This window comes from Streptacidiphilus jeojiensis, assembly GCF_042510965.1.
Taxonomy (GTDB): Bacteria; Actinomycetota; Actinomycetes; order Streptomycetales; family Streptomycetaceae; genus Streptacidiphilus; species Streptacidiphilus jeojiensis.
On the sequence record NZ_JBEUKS010000006.1, the window covers coordinates 474065 to 490864 of the forward strand.

Below are 16800 nucleotides of genomic sequence, written 5' to 3' on the forward strand. Positions count from 1 at the left end.
CGTTGGTGTGAACGGACCCTGACGGATGATCACACCTGATCGGAGCAGACGATGCGGATCGAGTCACGGACCACCTCGCTGTCCTGGATACCCTCCGAAGCCGTGAAGGGGGTCGCCCGCGGCGCCTTCACGGCCGGCGTCAGCCACTACGACGACCCGCCACCCGACGTCATCAAGGACTTCGACGGGCTGCGGGCCGCCGACGGCTTCCGCTTCGCCAACCAGCTCACCGGCTGGGCCGAGTTCGGCGACGACGGCGCCCTGCTGGACTGCGGGGCCGGCGGCGGGCTGCTGATGGGCTCGACCACGGTGCGGCTCGGCCCGCTCGGCGCGACCTTCGCCGCCGTGGTCATGCCCGAGCTGCGCGGCGAACCGGAACGCGGGGACGGCTGGGTGCGCTTCACCCAGACCGTGGGCGGCCGCACCGGAGTCCCGCTGCCGCGCCGGATCCCGGGCCGCCAGCTGATCCGGCTGCAGGCCCCCTTCGTCTGGTCCACCCTGACGCTGACCCTGCACGCCGACGGCCGGGCCGTGCCGATGCTGGCCGGAGCCAGCCCGTTCCCGAGGCACTGGGTCTACGACGGGGAGGACCGGCTCTGTCTGAAGGCCGGCGTCGCCGACTGGCAGGCCTGGAGCGGCCAGGACTCCTGGCGGCACACCCCGTGGGGCGACGAGGACTCCCCGGTGCTGGTCACCGCCGCCGAGACGGCTCTGGAACGCGAGCTGTCGACGCTGATCATGCGCGGCGGCCGCCGCCCGGCGGTGCGCGAGCTCGCGGCCGGCGAGGTGCTGATCCGTCAGGGCGACCCGGGGCGCTCGCTGTTCCTGCTGCTGGACGGCATCGTGGCGGTGGAGGTCGACGGCAGCGGACTGGCGGAGCTGGGTCCGGGCGCGGTGGTCGGTGAACGGGCCGTCCTGGAGGGCGGTCTGCGCACCTCCACGCTGACCGCGGTGACCCCGGTCCGGGTCGCCGAGGCCGCGGCGGAGACCGTCGACACCGAGGCCCTGCGGGCGCTGGCGGCGGGGCACCGCCGGGAGGAGGGCCGGGCGGAATGCGGGTGATCCTGCTCGGCGTGCGCGGCTCCACCCCGGCGCCGGGGCCCGCGTTCCTCCGCTACGGCGGCCACACCAGCTGCGTGGCGGTGGTGCCGGACGGCGCCGAGGTGCCGACGCTGGTGCTGGACGCCGGGACCGGGCTGCGGGACCTCGGCGCACGGCTGGGCGGGGCGGAGGCGTTCCAGGGCTCCGTGGTGCTCACCCATCTGCACTGGGACCACGTCCAGGGCCTGCCGTTCTGCCCCGCCGTCGACCGCAAGCAGGCCAGGGTCGACCTGCTGCTGCCGGTCCCGGTGGGCGGTCCGGAGCCGGCCGGGCTGCTGGCCCGGTCGATGTCGCCGCCGCACTTCCCGATCGGACCGGAGGGGCTGCTGGGCAGCTGGCGCTTCCTCAGGTCGGTCCAGGGGCCTTGCCAGGTAGAGGAGTTCACCGTGACCACGGCCGGGATCAGGCACAAGGGCGGCCTCACCCACGGACTGCGGATCGAGTCCGGCGGCGCGGTGCTCGCCTATCTTCCCGACCACGCCCCGGCCAGGGGTTCGGCCGTCGCCGAGGCGCTGGCGGACGGCGCGGACCTGCTGCTGCACGACGGCCAGTTCCTGGCCGGGGAGCGGTCCCTGGCCGACGGCTACGGCCATGCCACGGTGCCGGACGCGGTGGCCTTCGCGGCCCGCTGCGGCGTCCGCCGGCTGGTGCTCACCCACCATGCGCCGACCCGGACCGACGACCAGCTCGACCTGCTGCGGGCCGAGTTGGACGACCTGCGGTGCGGCGGCGGCCGGGTGGAACTCGCCCGCCAGGGCGACACCCTGACGGTCAAGGCTACTTGAGCATCCGTCAGGTGGCGCTGCGCTCGTCCGCCCCGCCGGTGTCCGGCAGCGCGCCGTCCCGGCCGCTGCGCAGCAGCTCGCGCCACTGGTCGGCGCTCCAACTGCCGGGCGGGGTGCTCTCGATGAAGTCCTCGACCAGTTCCAGGAAGCGGCGCGGATCGCTGTGGAAGGGGAAGTGCCCGGCGCCCTCGAAGACCTCCAGCCGGCTTCCCGGCATCGCGGTGTGGGCGCGGTGCGCGTGCTCCACCGGGACCACGCTGTCGCGCGAGCCCCAGAGCAGCAGGGTGGGCATGCCCTGCACCAGGTAGCAGCGGTCCAGCATGGTGACCACCTGGCCGCGCCAGTCCACCACCGCGCGCAGGGTGCGGATGAAGGCGCTGCGGGCGGTCGCGTCGGGCAGCCCGTCCACCAGGTTGAGCAGGTCGGCGGCGTCCAGGCCGAGGTCGGTGCCGAGCAGTTGCATCAGCTGGATCACCGCGTTGCTCTGCAGTCGCATCCCGGGCAGCCGCAGCGAGGAGAGCATCAGGTCGGCGCCGGGCAGCGACACGGCCCGCAGCACCGGGTTCACCTCGCGCCCCACGCCGCCGGTGCTGACCAGCACCAGCCGTTCGGTGCGCTCCGGGAACTGGTAGGCGAACTGCATCGCCACCCCGCCGCCGAGCGAGTGCCCGACCAGGGTGGCCCGCTCGATGCCGAGCACCCCCAGCAGATCCCGCATGCCGTTGGCGTAGGCGGCCACCGAGTAGTCGGCGCGCGGTTTGTCGGAGGCGCCGTGGCCGAGCAGGTCGGGGGCGATGACGGTGTGCTTCCTGGCCAGTCCCGGGATCAGCTCGGCCCAGGTGGCCGAGGAGTCGCCGATCCCGTGGATCAGCAGCACGGCCGGCCCGGAGCCGGCGATCCGGTAGGCCCGGCGGTAGCCGTGCACCACGTGGTAGTGGAGTTCCGCGTCCGTGTCGGCCACGGAGCGCAGCCGTCCGGTGCGGGGCGAGAGTTCCCTGGGCGTGTCGAACACGGTCCCACCTCCTCCTGCTGCTTCGAGCGTAGGGCGCCCGAAGCACAGGGGATTACCGGTGGGTTTCGGCGTCGAAACGGCGCTGTGCGAGTTCGGCCGCGATCCGCTGCAGGTCCCGGTCGGGCGGGCCGACGCGGCTTCCGCTGAGGGAGGAGGACGGGCCCTGCTGGCGGCGGTGGTTCCGCTCCAGGGCGTAGGCGAGGAGGGCGATCAGGACGAGGGCGATGGCTGCTGTGGTCATGGCAGTAATTGTTCTCCCGTCGGGATCCTGCCAGAAGTGGCAGGAGAGCCCTATGCCAACAAAATCCTGCCAGCTATGCTGACGGCATGCTGAAGACCGTCGCTGTGATGCTGATCGACGACTCCGCCCCGTTTGAATTCGGCGTTGTCTGCGAGGTGTTCGGGATCGACCGCACCGAGGACGGCGTCCCCCCGTTCGACTTCCGGGTCTGCGGCGAGCGGGCCGGCGAGCCGGTGCGGCTCAGCATCGGCGCGCAGATCGTGCCCGAGTACGGGCTGGAGGCGCTGGAGGACGCGGACCTGGTCGCGCTCCCGGCCGCCTTCATCCGGGAGGAGTACCCGCAGGCCGTGCTGGACGCGGTGGTCGCCGCCCACGCCCGGGGCGCGGTGCTGCTCTCGGTCTGCAGCGGCGCCTTCGTCCTGGGAGCGGCCGGGCTGCTGGACGGCCGCCGCTGCACCACCCACTGGCGGCACACCGACCAGCTCGCCAAGCGCCATCCGGAGGCCGTGCTCGACCCGGACGTGCTCTTCGTCGACGACGGCGAGATCATCACCAGCGCCGGCACCGCCGCCGGCATCGACGCCTGCCTGCACCTGGTCCGCCGCGAGCTCGGCACCGCCGCGGCCACCGCCATCGCCCGCCGGATGGTGGTGCCGCCGCAGCGGGACGGCGGGCAGCGCCAGTACGTCACCGCACCCATCCCCGAGTGCGAGGCCGACAGCCTGGAGCCGCTGCTCAGCTGGATGCTGGAGACCCTGGACACCGAGCACACGGTCGCCTCGCTGGCCCGCAAGGCGCAGCTGTCCACCCGGACCCTGGCCCGGCGCTTCGCCGCCGAGACCGGGACCACCCCGCAGCGCTGGCTGGCCACGCAGCGGGTGTCGCACGCCCGGCGGCTGCTGGAGGAGACCGGCTGGGGCGTCGACGAGATCGCCCGGGTCTGCGGCTTCGGCAGCGCCGCGCTGCTGCGGCACCACTTCCGCCGCGCGGTCGGGGTGACCCCGATGGACTACCGCAGGACCTTCGCCCAGTGCTGAACCGGGCCCCGCGGGCCTCTGTCAGTGGCCCGGTGTTCAATGGGCCGCATGGCGAACCGACCCCGTGCCCACAAGGCTCCGCACATGACCGCCCCGGAACCGACGGACCCGGGACTGGTGGTGCGTGACGAGGACTGGTACGCCCGCGAGCTGACGGCGGCCGACCGGTTCACCGGCTACAGCTTCCTGGACACCGACTGGACCGAGGTCGTCAGCAGCGGCACCGTCTTCGACGAGTGCACCTTCGCCGGGGTGCGCTTCAACGCCTCCCGGCACTCCGGCGCGGCCTTCACCAACTGCACCTTCCGCAACTGCACCTTCTTCGACACCCGGTTCACCGACTGCAAGCTGGTGGGCAGCGTGTTCCAGCGCTGCACCTTCAACCTGTTCCAGGTCTCCGGCGGCGACTGGTCCTACGTCGGGCTGGCCGGCGCCGACCTGCGGCAGGCGACCGTGGAGGACGTCCGGATGCGGGAGGCCGACCTCGGCGCCGCCCGCCTGGACAGGGCCGTGCTCACCGGCACCGACCTGTCCGGCGCGGTGCTCCAGGGCGCCACGTTCACCGGCGCCGACCTGCGCGGCAGCGACCTGTCGGCGCTGGACCCGCTCACCGTGGAACTGCGCGGGGCCAGGATCGACCTGCCGCAGGCCGCGGTGATCGCCACCGCGCTCGGGCTGCGGGTGGAGTGAGGACGGCCTCAGGTCCTGTCCGGAGTTCCGGCGCGGCGTCCCGGCGCCCGGCACGCTCCCCCAGCCTTCGGCCGGGAGGTGCCCCCTCTCGCCGCACCGGCCAAAGGCCCAGGTAGCTCCGCTACAAGGACCTTCGTCCGGCACGCCGAGGACACGCACCGACCGCCGCTCCTTCCTCCACGCCGGAACTCCGGACAGGACCTAGGGTCGAAGGCATGCGTACTGTCATCGCCGGAGGACACGGCCAGATCGCCCTGCACCTGGAACGCCTGCTCGCCGACAGCGGCCACACGCCGGTCGGCCTGATCCGCAACCCCGCCCAGTCCGACGACCTGCGTGCGGCCGGGGCCGAGCCGGTCGTCTGCGACCTGGAGTCGGCCACCGTCGAGGAGGTGGCGGCGGCCCTGGCCGGGGCCGACGCCGCGGTCTTCGCCGCGGGCGCGGGACCCGGCAGCGGCGCCGGCCGCAAGGACACCGTGGACCGCGCCGCCGCCGTGCTGTTCGCCGACGCCGCCGAACTGGCCGGGGTGCGCCGCTTCGTGGTGGTCTCCTCGATGGGCGCGGACCGCGAGCCGGCGCCCGGCACCGACCCGGTCTTCGCCGCCTATCTGCGCGCCAAGGCCGCGGCCGACGCCGACGTCTCCGCCCGCAAGGGCCTTGACTGGACCGTGCTGCGCCCCGGCGCCCTCACCGACGCCCCGGCGGCCGGCCGGGTCCTGCTCGCCCCGAGTACCGGGCGCGGCAGCGTCCCGCGTGCCGACGTGGCCGCCGTCATCGCCGCCCTGCTGGACACTCCGGCGACCGCCGGGCTCACCCTGGAGCTCATCGCCGGCGAGACTCCGGTGCAGGACGCGGTGGCGGCCCTGGTCGGCCCGTCCTGACCAGCGGCTCCGCCTGACCTCCCGCTCCTCCCCGCCGAGGTGACGATCCGGGCCGGTACTAGGGTTGTGATCGCTAACACGGGGCAGCGCCAATCGAGGAGCGGGAATGTCGGGCACAACCACCGAGGCGGGTCGCACCAACTGGGCCGGCAATGTCACCTTCGGCGCCTCGCGCCTCGCGCGCCCCGACACGGTCGACGAGCTGCGCCGCACCGTCGCCGGGAGCGACGCCGTGCGGGTCCTGGGCACGGGGCACTCCTTCAACCGGATCGCCGACACCGCCGGGACCCTGGTCTCCCTGGAAGGGCTGCCGCCGCGCTGCGAGAGCGACCGCGAGCGCTCGACGGTCACCGTCTCGGCGGGCATGCGCTACGCGCAGGTGGCCGAGCTGCTCGAACCCGAGGGGCTGGCGCTGGCGAACCTGGCCTCGCTGCCGCACATCTCGGTGGCCGGTGCCGTCGCCACGGCCACGCACGGTTCCGGCGTCGGCAACCGCGGCCTGGCCTCGGCCGTGGCCGGACTGGAGTTCGTCGGCCCCGGCGGCGACCTGGTCCGGCTGGACCGTGACAGCGCCGACTTCGCCGGCGCGGTGGTCCACCTGGGCGCGCTCGGCGTGCTCTCGGCGGTGACCCTGGACGTGGAGCCGACCTACCAGGTCGCCCAGCACGTGCTGACCGGCCTGCCGCTGGACGCCCTCACCGAGGGCGCCGCCGACGAGGTGTCGGCGCTGCTGGCGGCCGCCTACAGCGTCAGCGTCTTCACCGACTGGCACACCCCGGTGGCCCAGGTCTGGCTGAAGCAGCGGGTGGAGGCCGGTACGCCCCGGCTCGACTGGTTCGGCGCGACCCCGGCCGACCGGCCGCTGCACCCCATCCCCGGGGTGCCGGCCACCCACTGCACCGAGCAGCTCGGCGTCCCCGGCCCGTGGCACCAGCGGCTGCCGCACTTCCGTCCGGACTTCACCCCGAGCGCGGGGGAGGAGCTGCAGTCCGAGTTCCTGCTGCCGCGCGCCGCCGCGCAGGCCGCCTTCGCCGCCCTGCGGGAGCTCGGCGGCAGCATCGCCCCGGTGCTGCAGGTCTCCGAGATCCGCACGGTGGCCGCCGACGACCTCTGGCTCAGTGCGGCCTACGGCCGTGACTGCGTCGCGCTCCACTTCACCTGGCACAAGGCGCCGGAGGCGGTCGCCCCGGTGCTGGCCGCGGTGGAGTCGGCGCTGACGCCGCTGGGGGCCCGCCCGCACTGGGGCAAGCTCTTCACCGCGACCCCGGGTGCGGCCGCCGATCTGTACGAACGGGCCTCCGACTTCCGCGAGTTGATGGACCGCCAGGACCCGGACGGCAAGTTCCGCAATGCGTTCGTGCAGAGCGTGTACGCGGGGGGAGAGGTGACGGCTCAGTAGGTCGGTCAGTGCTGCGGTCGATCCGTGCCGAGCCCCCGGCCGCCACCGGGGGCTCCTTCGACCGCAGCTGGTGCCTGCAATACCTGTCGCGTGACAGAAATTAGGGACGAGAGGTTTCCGCCCCGTGTCGCGCCCGTGTCGGCGCCGTAAGGGGCGTTCCCGGAGCCGGGCGCGGGCGGGGATTTCTGCGTCCGTAACGCCTCGTTAGCGCCCCGGCAACAATGGGCCGGTTCCCTGGCTGCCAATCAACCGCCTGCCCGATCACCCGACTGCCCAGTCAACCGCCTGCCGGTCAACCGCCCGCCGCCATCGGGCCGTGCCACCTGTCGCCGCGCGCCGGCGTCCGCCGTCGCCGTCACATGTCACTCACGGAAGCGACAGGGGACAGCCATGTCCGATCCCGCTCTCAGCGGCACCACCGTCCAGACCCTGGGCGTGGACGCGCCTCCAGCAACCGGCACCGAGGGGACCGATGCAGTCGCCCTGGCCGCCTTCGGCTACCGGCAGGAACTGCACCGCAGGCTCGGGAGGTACGCCTCCTTCGCCGCGGGTTTCTCCTTCATCTCGGTGCTCACCACCGTCTTCCAGTTCTTCGCCTTCGGCTTCTCCTTCGGCGGGGCCGCCTTCGTGTGGACCTGGCCGGTGGTCCTGGTCGGGCAACTCGCCGTCGCGGCCTGCTTCGCCGAACTGGCCGCCCGTTACCCGATCTCCGGGGCCGTCTACCAGTGGGCGACCAGGCTGAGCACCCCCACCTTCGGCTGGTTCGCCGGATGGCTGATGGTCATCGGGCAGATCGTCGTGGTCTCCGCGGCCGCCCTGGCGCTGCAGGTGGTGCTGCCGGCGATCTGGTCCGGCTTCCAGCTCGTCGGCGGCGACCCCTCGCCCACCACCCACACCGGCGCGCAGAACGCGGTGCTGCTGGGCCTGGTGCTGCTGGTGCTCACCACCGTGGTCAACGTCGTGGACATCCGGGTGATGTCGGTGATCAACAGCGTCGGCGTGACCTGCGAGCTGCTCGGCATCGCGCTGATGGCGGTGCTGCTGTTCACCCACACCGAGCGCGGACCGGGGGTCACCCTGCACACCGGCCATGTCTCCGGCGGCTACCTGGGCGTGTTCCTGATCGCCTCGTTCAGTGCCGCCTACGTGCTGGTGGGCTTCGACAGCGCCGGCGAGATGTCCGAGGAGACCCGCTCGCCCCGGCGCACCGCACCGCGCACCATCCTGGGCGCGGTGGCCGCGGCCGGGCTCGGCGGCGGGCTGATCCTGCTCGGCGGGGTGCTCGCGGCGCCCAGCCTGACCGACGGTCACCTGTCCGGCGAGGGGCTCTCCTACGTGCTGACCAGCCGGCTCGGCAGCGGCCTGGGCCGGGCGCTGCTCGCCGACGTGGCGGTGGCGGTGTGCGTGGCGACCCTGGCGATCCAGACCGCCGGGGCGCGGATGGTCTTCTCGATGGCCAGGGACGGCGCGCTGCCGGCCTCGCGCCGGCTGGCGGCGGTGGGCACCCGCACCGGCACCCCCAAGGCACCCGCCGTGGTCGTCGGGGTGCTCGCGGCGGCGGCGATGGCGATGAGCCTGGTCTCCCCGTCGGTCTACCTGGCCCTGGGCACCACCTGCATCGTGCTGGTGTACGCCGCCTACGCGATGGTCACCGGGCCGATGCTGCTGCGCCGGCTGCGCGGGGTGCCGCTGGGCGGACGGGACGGCGCGGACGAGACCGGCCGCCCGGTGTTCTCGCTGGGCCGCTGGGGCCTGCCGGTCAACGTCCTGGCGGTGCTGTACGGGGTGGCCATGGCGGTCAACCTGGCCTGGCCGCGGCTGGCGGTCTACGACCCGCAGGGCGGGCACTGGTACCTGCAGTACTTCACCCTGCTGTTCCTGGCGGGCGCGCTGCTGCTGGGCGTGGTCGCGCACCGGGCCACGCTGGGGCGCCGGCAGGCGGCGGAAGGCTGAGGTTCCGTCGGCCGGGGCCGGCCCGCAGGGGCTAGACGTGCAGGGTGCCCAGCAGTCGGGCGCCCTGCACCGCCGCGTCGGCGACGGCCGGCTCCGGGGCCCCGGACAGCCGCAGCGCGGCGTCGGCCGCCGCCGGGGCCAGCACCTCGGCCGGCTCGGCCGGGGTGCCGCGCCGGATCAGAATGACGCCCTCGATCAGGCCGAACAGCAGGTCGCCGCGGAGTTCCAGCTCGGGGCCGGCCAGTGCGGCGCCCGCAGCGGTCGCCGCCAGCAGCTCCCGGTAGGCCGCCTTCAGCGCCGCGCGCACCCGGTGGAAGGCGGCGAACCGCTCGGCGCCCACCTCGGGCAGCAGGTAGAGCGCGCCCAGGTTGTGCGGACCGCCGCAGAGCAGCGCCACGTCGGCGCGGCACAGCGCCCACAGCCGGGCCTCCGCGCTGGGCTCGGCACGCGCCGCCAGCACCAGGGCCAGGTCCAGCGAGGGCTGGACGGTGCCTTCCAGCAGCTCGGCGAGGATGTCCTCCTTGCCGGCGAAGTAGTGGTACATCGAGGCCTGGCGCAGCCCGGCGCGCTCGGCGATGGCGCGGGTGGTGGTCGCGGCATAGCCGTGCCGGGTGAACAGCTCGGCGGCGGCTGCCAGCACACCGTCCCGGGGGGCCAGACCGTCGGCGGCGGGGCCCTGGGCCCTGGGCCGGCCGACCCGTCCCCGGTTCGGGCCTGAGGCGCGGGCAGTGGTGGGCATGGAGCGATCCTCGCACACCGGCCTACCCGCGTTACCAGCACGAAACGTTCGGGCAACGGGGCGGAAGCGCGGCCCGCCTAATTTCTGTCAAGCGACAGAAATTAGCGCAGCCCCATCGAACTCCTCGCCCACACCAGGAGGCTGACCGTGCGTTCGGCGACCGACACCACCCATGGCGCCCGGGACCACGCCCGCGCCCAGGCAGCCCCCGTCGACCGTCCCGCCGCGCCACCGGGAGTGCCGGCCGAGGACGTGGTCTGGGCCGAGACCGTCCCCGGCGGCAACTACACCCACAAGGTCCTGGCCCGGGGAACGTCGCTGCGGCTGGCCGACCCGCTCGGCGACGCCTGCGCCCATCTGCTGCTGTACGTCGCCGACCGGCCCTGGGAACGGCTGAACGTGGCCGACACCACCAAGGTCCAGTGGAACGCCTACCTCGGCCCGGGCAGCCTGCTCCTCTCCGACCAGGGACGGGTCCTGGCGAGCATCACCGAGGACGGCTCCGGCCGGCACGACGCCCTGTGCGGCACCTCCACCCTGGCCCGCAACACCGCCCGCTACGGCGCCGGCGCGCCCGAGTCGGCCAGCCCGGCCGGGCGCGAACTGCTGCTGCTCGCCGCCGCCAAGAACGGTCTCGACCGGCGCGACCTGGCCCCCTCGCTCTCCCTCTTCAAGGGCGTCCGGGTCAGCGCCGAAGGCGCGCTGGAGTACACCGGCTCCGCCGGTCCCGGCACCGCGGTGACGCTGCGTGCGGAGCAGCCGCTGACCGTCCTGATCGCCAATGTCCCGCATCCGCTGGACCCGCGCCCGGAGTACCACTGCGGCCCGCTGGAGGTCACCGCCTGGCGCGGCCGGCCCACCGCGCCGGGCGACCCGCTCTGGGAGGCGACACCCGAGGGCCACCGGGCCTTCCTGAACACCGCCGAGTTCTGCGCCGCAAGGGGGCTGTGAGATGACCACCACTGACGTTTCGACGGGCTCTGACGTTGCGACAGGCCCTGTCGTTTCGAGCGCCACCGTCCCGGCCCGGGCCGCCTGGTCCGCCGTGCTGCGCACCGGCCAGTCGCTCACCGTGACCGACCTGGCCGGCAACCAGGCGGTGGACTTCCTGGTCTACGACCGGCACGACCTCTCGGTCCGCTACAGCGCGGCCGACACCCTGCAGGCCCAGGGCTCGGTCTTCCTCACCACCGGCAGCGTGCTGCTCTCCAACGAGCACACCCCGCTGATGACCGTCAGCGCCGACCAGGTCGGCCGGCACGACACCATCGGCGGCGCCTGCAGCCGGGAGTCCAACACCCTGCGCTACGGCCACCACACCTGGACCCAGCACGCCTGCGTGGACAACTTCCTGGCCGAGGGCTCGCGTTGGGGCCTGGGCAAGCGTGACCTGGTGGGCAACGTCAACTGGTACATGAACGTCCCGGTGGAGGCCGACGGCACCCTCGGCATCGTCGACGGACTGTCGGCCCCGGGGCTCTCGCTGACCCTGCGGGCCGAGACCGACGTGCTGGTGCTGGTCTCCAACTGCCCCCAGGTGAACAACCCCTGCAACGGCTTCGACCCCACCCCGGTCCTGATGACGATCACCGACGGAGCGGCCTGAGATGCCCGATCGCGCCTTCGACACCCTGCTGGTGGCCAACCGCGGCGAGATCGCGGTCCGCATCATCCGCACCGCCCGCCGTCTGGGGCTGCGCACCGTCGCGGTCTTCTCCGACCCGGACCGGGGCGCACCGCACGTCCGGCTCGCCGACCACGCGGTCCGGCTCGGCCCGGCGCCGGCCAAGGACAGCTACCTCCGCGCCGACCTGGTCCTGAAGGCGGCGCTGGAGAGCGGCGCCGGGGCGATCCACCCCGGCTACGGATTCCTGTCCGAGGACGCGGAGTTCGCCCGCAGCGTCGAGGACGCCGGGCTGGTGTTCGTCGGCCCGACCCCCGAGCAGCTGGAGGTGTTCGGCGCCAAGCACACCGCCCGGGCCGCCGCCGAGGCCGCCGGGGTGCCGCTGCTCCCCGGTACCGGCCTGCTTGCTGACCTGGCGTCAGCCCTCTCGGCCGCGGAGGCCCTCGGCTATCCGGTGATGCTCAAGGCCACCGGGGGCGGCGGCGGCATCGGCATGCGGGCCTGCCACACCTCCGACCAGCTCGCCGAGGCCTGGGACAGCGTCCAGCGGGTCGCCGCCGCCAGCTTCTCCGGCGCCGGACTGTTCCTGGAGCGGCTGGTCGAGCAGGCCCGCCATGTCGAGGTGCAGGTGTTCGGCGACGGGGCCGGGCGGGTGGTCACCCTCGGCGACCGCGACTGCTCGCTGCAGCGGCGCAACCAGAAGGTGCTGGAGGAGGCCCCGGCCCCCGACCTGCCGGACGCCGTCCGGACCCGGCTGGCCGAATCGGCCGTCGCGCTCTGCGCCTCCATCGACTACCGCTCCGCCGGAACCGTCGAGTACGTCTACGACGCGGTCCGCCAGGAGGCGGCCTTCCTGGAGGTCAACACCCGGCTGCAGGTGGAGCATCCGGTCACCGAGGCGGTCTTCGGGGTGGACCTGGTGGAGTGGATGCTCCGCCTGGCCCAGGGCGACCGCGACGTGGTCCGGCCGGTCGGGCCGCCGCGCGGCCACGCCGTCGAGGCCCGGGTCTACGCCGAGGACCCGCACCGCGACCACCGGCCCAGCGCCGGCCTGCTGACCCGGGTCGCCTTCCCCGAGGACGTCCGGGTGGACACCTGGGTGGAGACCGGCACCGAGGTCGGCACCAGCTACGACCCGATGCTCGCCAAGGTCGTCGCCCACGGCTTGGACCGCGCGGACGCCCTGGACCGCCTGGACGCCGCGCTGGCCGACAGCAGGATCGACGGCATCGAGACCAACCTGGGACTGCTCCGCGCCGCCACCGCCGCACCCGCAGTCCGTGCGGCCGTGCACACCACCGCCACCCTGGCCGGGATCGGCGACCCGCTGCCCAGGATCGAGGTGGTCCGGGCCGGCACCCTCACCACCGTCCAGGACTGGCCCGGGCGCACCGGCTACTGGCATGTCGGCGTGCCCCCGTGCGGGCCGATGGACGACCTGTCGTTCCGGCTCGGCAACCGCGCGCTCGGCAACCCCGAGGGCGCGGCCGGACTGGAGTGCACCCTGGAGGGACCGGCCCTGCGCTTCAGCGCCGCCACCACCGTCTGCGTCACCGGGGCCCCGGCCGAGGTCACCCTGGACGGGGTCCCGGTGCCGCAGTGGGAGCCGCTGACGGTACCGGCCGGATCCGAACTGGCCGTCGGCGCACCGGAGCAGGCCGGGCTGCGCAGCTACCTGCTGGTCGCCGGCGGGCTGGACGTGCCGGACTTCCTGGGCAGCGCGGCCACCTTCACCCTGGGCCGGTTCGGCGGCCACGGCGGCCGTACCCTGCGCGCCGGCGACGTGCTGCACGGCGGCCGGACCGCTGCCGTGACCCGGCCGGTGCCGCTCGGCGAACGCCCGGTCCTCACCCGGTCCTGGCTGCTGGACGCCGCCGAAGGACCGCACGCCGCACCGGACTTCTTCACCGAGGAGGACATCGCCGAGTTCTACGCCGCCGAGTGGAGCGTGCACTTCAACAGCGCCCGCACCGGCGTCCGCCTGGTCGGCCCCAAGCCGGCCTGGGCCCGTCGCGACGGCGGCGAGGCGGGGCTGCACCCCTCCAACATCCATGACACGCCCTACTCGGTCGGCGCCGTCGACTACACCGGTGACATGCCGGTGCTGCTGGGGCCTGACGGTCCGTCACTGGGCGGCTTCGTCTGCCCGGCCACCGTGCTCACCCGGGACCGGTGGAAACTGGGCCAGCTGCGGCCCGGGGACACCGTCCGCTTCCGCCCGGTCACCGTCGACGGCCGCGACCGTCCGGCCATCGTGGACGGCGGCATCCTGGCCCGCACCCCCGAGGGCGAGGACCGGCCCGCCGTCGGCTACCGCCGCAGCGGCGACGACAACCTGCTGGTCGAGTACGGGCCGATGCAGCTCGACCTGGCGCTGCGGATGCGGGTGCACGCCCTGGCCGAATCGCTCGCCGCCCTGGACCTGCCCGGCGTGGTCGACCTCACCCCGGGCATCCGCTCGCTGCAGATCCACACCGACCCGGCGGTGCTGCCGCTCGCCGAACTGCTGCCGCTGGTCCAGCAGGCGGAACGGCGGCTGCCGCCCACCCGCGAGCTGCGGGTGCCCTCGCGGACCGTCCATCTGCCGCTGTCCTGGGACGATCCGGCGACCCGCGAGGCCATCGCCCGGTACATGGCCGGGGTGCGCGACGACGCGCCCTGGTGCCCGTGGAACATCGAGTTCATCCGCCGGGTCAACGGGCTGGGGTCGGTCGACGAGGTGTACCGCACCGTCTTCGACGCCGAGTACCTGGTCCTCGGCCTCGGCGACGTCTACCTCGGCGCACCGGTGGCCACCCCGCTGGACCCCAGGCACCGGCTGGTCACCACCAAGTACAACCCGGCCAGGACCTGGACCGCGGAGAACTCCGTCGGCATCGGCGGCGCCTACCTGTGCATCTACGGGATGGAGGGCCCCGGCGGCTACCAGTTCGTCGGCCGCACCGTCCAGGTCTGGTCCGGCTGGCAGCAGCGCGGCCCGTTCGAGCCCGGGAAGCCCTGGCTGCTGCGCTTCTTCGACCGGATCAAGTGGTACCCGGTCGGAGCGGACGAACTGCTGGAGATGCGGGCCGACATGGCCGCCGGACGGCTCGCGGTCACCATGGAGGAGGGCGAGTTCGCCCTCGCCGACCACCTGCGCTTCCTGGAGGACAACGCCGCGGACATCGCGGCCTTCCGGGAGCGGCAGCAGACCGCCTTCGGCGCCGAGCGCCAGGCCTGGGAACTGGCCGGGGAGTTCGACCGGGCCGAACAGGCCCAGGTCGCCACGGTGCCCGCCGAGGAGATCGTGGTCCCCGCTGGGGGCAGACTGATCGAGGCTCAGTTCACCGCCTGCGTCTGGAAGGTGGACGTCGAGCCCGGGCAGCTGGTCACCGCCGGACAGCGGCTGATGGCGGTGGAGGCGATGAAGATGGAATCAGTACTGACGGCACCTCAGGACGGTCTGGTGGAAAGACTGCTGGTGCGAGCGGGGGACCAGGTGGAGGCAGGGGCACCACTGCTGCTGCTGGCCCCCGCCGAGGTCAGGGAGACAGTCGAGGCCACGATCGGAGACGCCGCATGACCGAGGGACCCGCACTCGCCCGCGTCCGGGCCGCCTACCGCCGGATCGCGGAGGTGGACCGCCCGGAGGTCTGGATCGACCTGCGCCCGCAGCCGGAGGTGGAGGCCGAGGCGCGGGCGCTGGACGTACGCACCGCCGCCGGCGAGCGGCTGCCGCTGGCCGGGACGGTGCTGGCGGTCAAGGGCAACATCGACGTGGCCGGGCTGCCCACCACCGCGGCCTGCCCGGGCTACGCCTACCACCCGGGTCAGGACGCCACCGCCGTCGCCCGGCTGCGCGCCGCGGGCGCGATCGTGCTGGGCAGCACCAACCTGGACCAGTTCGCCACCGGCCTGGTCGGCACCCGCAGTCCGCACGGCCCGGTCCGCAACGCCGTCGACCCCGACCGCATCTCCGGCGGCTCCAGCTCCGGCTCCGCGGTCGCCGTCGCCCTGGGCATCGCCGACCTGGCCCTGGGCACCGACACGGCGGGGAGCGGCCGGGTCCCGGCCGCCTTCAACGGCATCGTCGGCCTCAAGTCGGCGCCGGGGGACGTTCCGACCGACGGCGTCGTACCCGCCTGCCGCAGCCTGGACTGCGTCAGCGTCTTCGCCCGCACCCTGCCCGAGGCCGAGCAGGCGCACGCACTGCTGTTGGACGCACCGCCCGAGCCCCCGGCCCGCCGCCCCGGGCCCTGGCGGGTGGCGGTGCCGGACGTGTCGCAGCTGGGCGAACTCGACCCCGGTTGGGACGCCGCCTGGGCCGCCGCGGTCGCGCGACTCGCCGAGGGCGGGGTCGAACTGCTGCCGCTGGACCTGGAGCCCTTCAGCCGCGCGGCGGAACTGCTGTACCAGGGAGCCTTCGTCGCCGAGCGCTACACCGCCGTCGGCGCCTTCGTCGACAAGCACGCCGCCGACCCGAGTGCGGGCGTCGACCCGGTGGTCGCCGGCATCATCGCTGCCGCTCGCGACATCCCCGCGCACCGGCTCTTCGCCGACCAGGAGGAGCTGGCCCGGCTGCGGGCCACCGCAATGGCGGAACTGGGGGACGCCGACGCCCTGCTGCTGCCCACCACGCCCGGCCACCCGACGCTGGCCCAGGTCGCCGCCGACCCGGTCGGCAGCAACTCCCGGCTGGGCCGCTTCACCAACTCGACCAACCTGTTCGGCCTGTGCGCCCTCGCCGCCCCGGCCGGGACCGTGCCGCAGACCTCCGGGCCCGGCGCCGCGAGGCTGCCCTTCGGGGTGATGCTGATCGGCCACCCGCACACCGAGACCCGGCTCGGCGCCATCGCCCGGCAGCTGGCGGCCCCCACATCGGTCCGACTCGCGGTGGTCGGCGCCCACCTCAGCGGCGAGCCGCTCAACGGCCAACTCCTGGACCTGGGCGCACACCTGGTCGCGGCCACCACCACCGCCCCCACGTACCGGCTGCACGCCCTGGCCACCGACCCGCCCAAACCGGGCCTGGTCCGGGTCGCTGAAGGCGGCGCCGCGATCGAGGCCGAGGTCTGGGAGCTCCCGGCCGAGGGCCTGGGCCGACTGGCCGCCGCCCTGCCCGCACCGATGGCCCTGGGCCCGGTACGACTGGCCGACGGCAGCACAGTGACCGGCTTCCTCTGCGAGGGCCTGGCCGTGGACGGCGCACCGGACATCACCGCGTACGGCGGCTGGCGCGCCTACCGCGCGGCGGAATCCGGCCCGGCGGGACGTCAGGACTGACCTGACCCGGCATCTCCCGGTCCGCAGGTGCGGATGTTGTGCAACGGCGTCAATGCGCCCTGTTGCAGGGGTGTTT

14 protein-coding genes are annotated in these 16800 nt (G+C 74.1%); 11 read left to right on the forward strand and 3 right to left on the reverse strand.

Annotated features, from left to right (window positions below; translation table 11 throughout):
- Nucleotides 1–51: 51 nt before the first annotated feature.
- Nucleotides 52–1062 (forward strand): cyclic nucleotide-binding domain-containing protein, encoded by a 1011-nt coding sequence (locus ABUW04_RS19620; protein WP_380565954.1) that lies wholly within the window; start codon nucleotides 52–54, stop codon nucleotides 1060–1062.
- Complete coding sequence (locus ABUW04_RS19625; protein ID WP_380565955.1) at nucleotides 1053–1886, forward strand: MBL fold metallo-hydrolase; 834 nt, start codon at nucleotides 1053–1055, stop codon at nucleotides 1884–1886. The genes ABUW04_RS19620 and ABUW04_RS19625 overlap by 10 nt, the downstream gene beginning before the upstream one ends.
- Before the next feature lie 7 nt (nucleotides 1887–1893).
- On the opposite strand, the gene ABUW04_RS19630 is transcribed toward ABUW04_RS19625, so the two are convergent.
- Complete coding sequence (locus ABUW04_RS19630; RefSeq protein ID WP_084713826.1) at nucleotides 1894–2898, reverse strand: alpha/beta fold hydrolase; 1005 nt, start codon at nucleotides 2896–2898, stop codon at nucleotides 1894–1896.
- Between the two features lie 52 nt (nucleotides 2899–2950).
- Nucleotides 2951–3139, reverse strand: a complete 189-nt coding sequence (locus ABUW04_RS19635) for a hypothetical protein (protein ID WP_380565956.1) — start codon at nucleotides 3137–3139, stop codon at nucleotides 2951–2953.
- A gap of 86 nt (nucleotides 3140–3225) precedes the next feature.
- Here ABUW04_RS19635 and ABUW04_RS19640 point away from each other — a divergent pair, with 86 nt between their 5' ends.
- The 5 genes from ABUW04_RS19640 (at nucleotide 3226) to ABUW04_RS19660 (ending at nucleotide 9099) form a co-directional block, all read left to right on the forward strand.
- On the forward strand, nucleotides 3226–4176 hold the full coding sequence (locus ABUW04_RS19640; protein WP_030252448.1) for a helix-turn-helix domain-containing protein: 951 nt from the start codon (nucleotides 3226–3228) through the stop codon (nucleotides 4174–4176).
- An 84-nt stretch (nucleotides 4177–4260) separates the two neighbouring features.
- Complete coding sequence (locus tag ABUW04_RS19645; RefSeq protein WP_030252450.1) at nucleotides 4261–4866, forward strand: pentapeptide repeat-containing protein; 606 nt, start codon at nucleotides 4261–4263, stop codon at nucleotides 4864–4866.
- 215 nt (nucleotides 4867–5081) lie between these two features.
- Nucleotides 5082–5747 (forward strand): NAD(P)H-binding protein, encoded by a 666-nt coding sequence (locus tag ABUW04_RS19650; protein ID WP_030252452.1) that lies wholly within the window; start codon nucleotides 5082–5084, stop codon nucleotides 5745–5747.
- A 106-nt stretch (nucleotides 5748–5853) separates the two neighbouring features.
- Nucleotides 5854–7146 (forward strand): D-arabinono-1,4-lactone oxidase, encoded by a 1293-nt coding sequence (locus ABUW04_RS19655; RefSeq protein ID WP_380565957.1) that lies wholly within the window; start codon nucleotides 5854–5856, stop codon nucleotides 7144–7146.
- A 390-nt stretch (nucleotides 7147–7536) separates the two neighbouring features.
- Nucleotides 7537–9099, forward strand: a complete 1563-nt coding sequence (locus ABUW04_RS19660; protein WP_380565958.1) for an amino acid permease — start codon at nucleotides 7537–7539, stop codon at nucleotides 9097–9099.
- 31 nt (nucleotides 9100–9130) lie between these two features.
- Here the strand turns inward: ABUW04_RS19660 and ABUW04_RS19665 are convergent, their stop codons facing one another.
- On the reverse strand, nucleotides 9131–9838 hold the full coding sequence (locus ABUW04_RS19665) for a TetR/AcrR family transcriptional regulator (RefSeq protein ID WP_380565959.1): 708 nt from the start codon (nucleotides 9836–9838) through the stop codon (nucleotides 9131–9133).
- 147 nt (nucleotides 9839–9985) lie between these two features.
- Between ABUW04_RS19665 and ABUW04_RS19670 the strand changes: the two genes are divergently transcribed.
- The 4 genes from ABUW04_RS19670 to atzF are packed head-to-tail and all read left to right on the forward strand — an operon-like array spanning nucleotide 9986 to nucleotide 16724.
- A complete protein-coding gene (locus ABUW04_RS19670; protein WP_380565960.1) occupies nucleotides 9986–10789 on the forward strand; it encodes an urea amidolyase associated protein UAAP1 in 804 nt (267 codons plus the stop codon).
- Nucleotide 10790: 1 nt separating this feature from the next.
- Entirely contained in the window at nucleotides 10791–11444 is a 654-nt protein-coding gene (locus ABUW04_RS19675; RefSeq protein ID WP_380565961.1) for an urea amidolyase associated protein UAAP2, read from the forward strand.
- A 1-nt stretch (nucleotide 11445) separates the two neighbouring features.
- Nucleotides 11446–15024, forward strand: a complete 3579-nt coding sequence (locus tag ABUW04_RS19680; RefSeq protein ID WP_380565962.1) for a 5-oxoprolinase/urea amidolyase family protein — start codon at nucleotides 11446–11448, stop codon at nucleotides 15022–15024.
- On the forward strand, nucleotides 15021–16724 hold the full coding sequence (gene atzF / locus ABUW04_RS19685) for an allophanate hydrolase (protein ID WP_380565963.1): 1704 nt from the start codon (nucleotides 15021–15023) through the stop codon (nucleotides 16722–16724). The genes ABUW04_RS19680 and atzF overlap by 4 nt, the downstream gene beginning before the upstream one ends.
- Nucleotides 16725–16800: the final 76 nt, after the last annotated feature.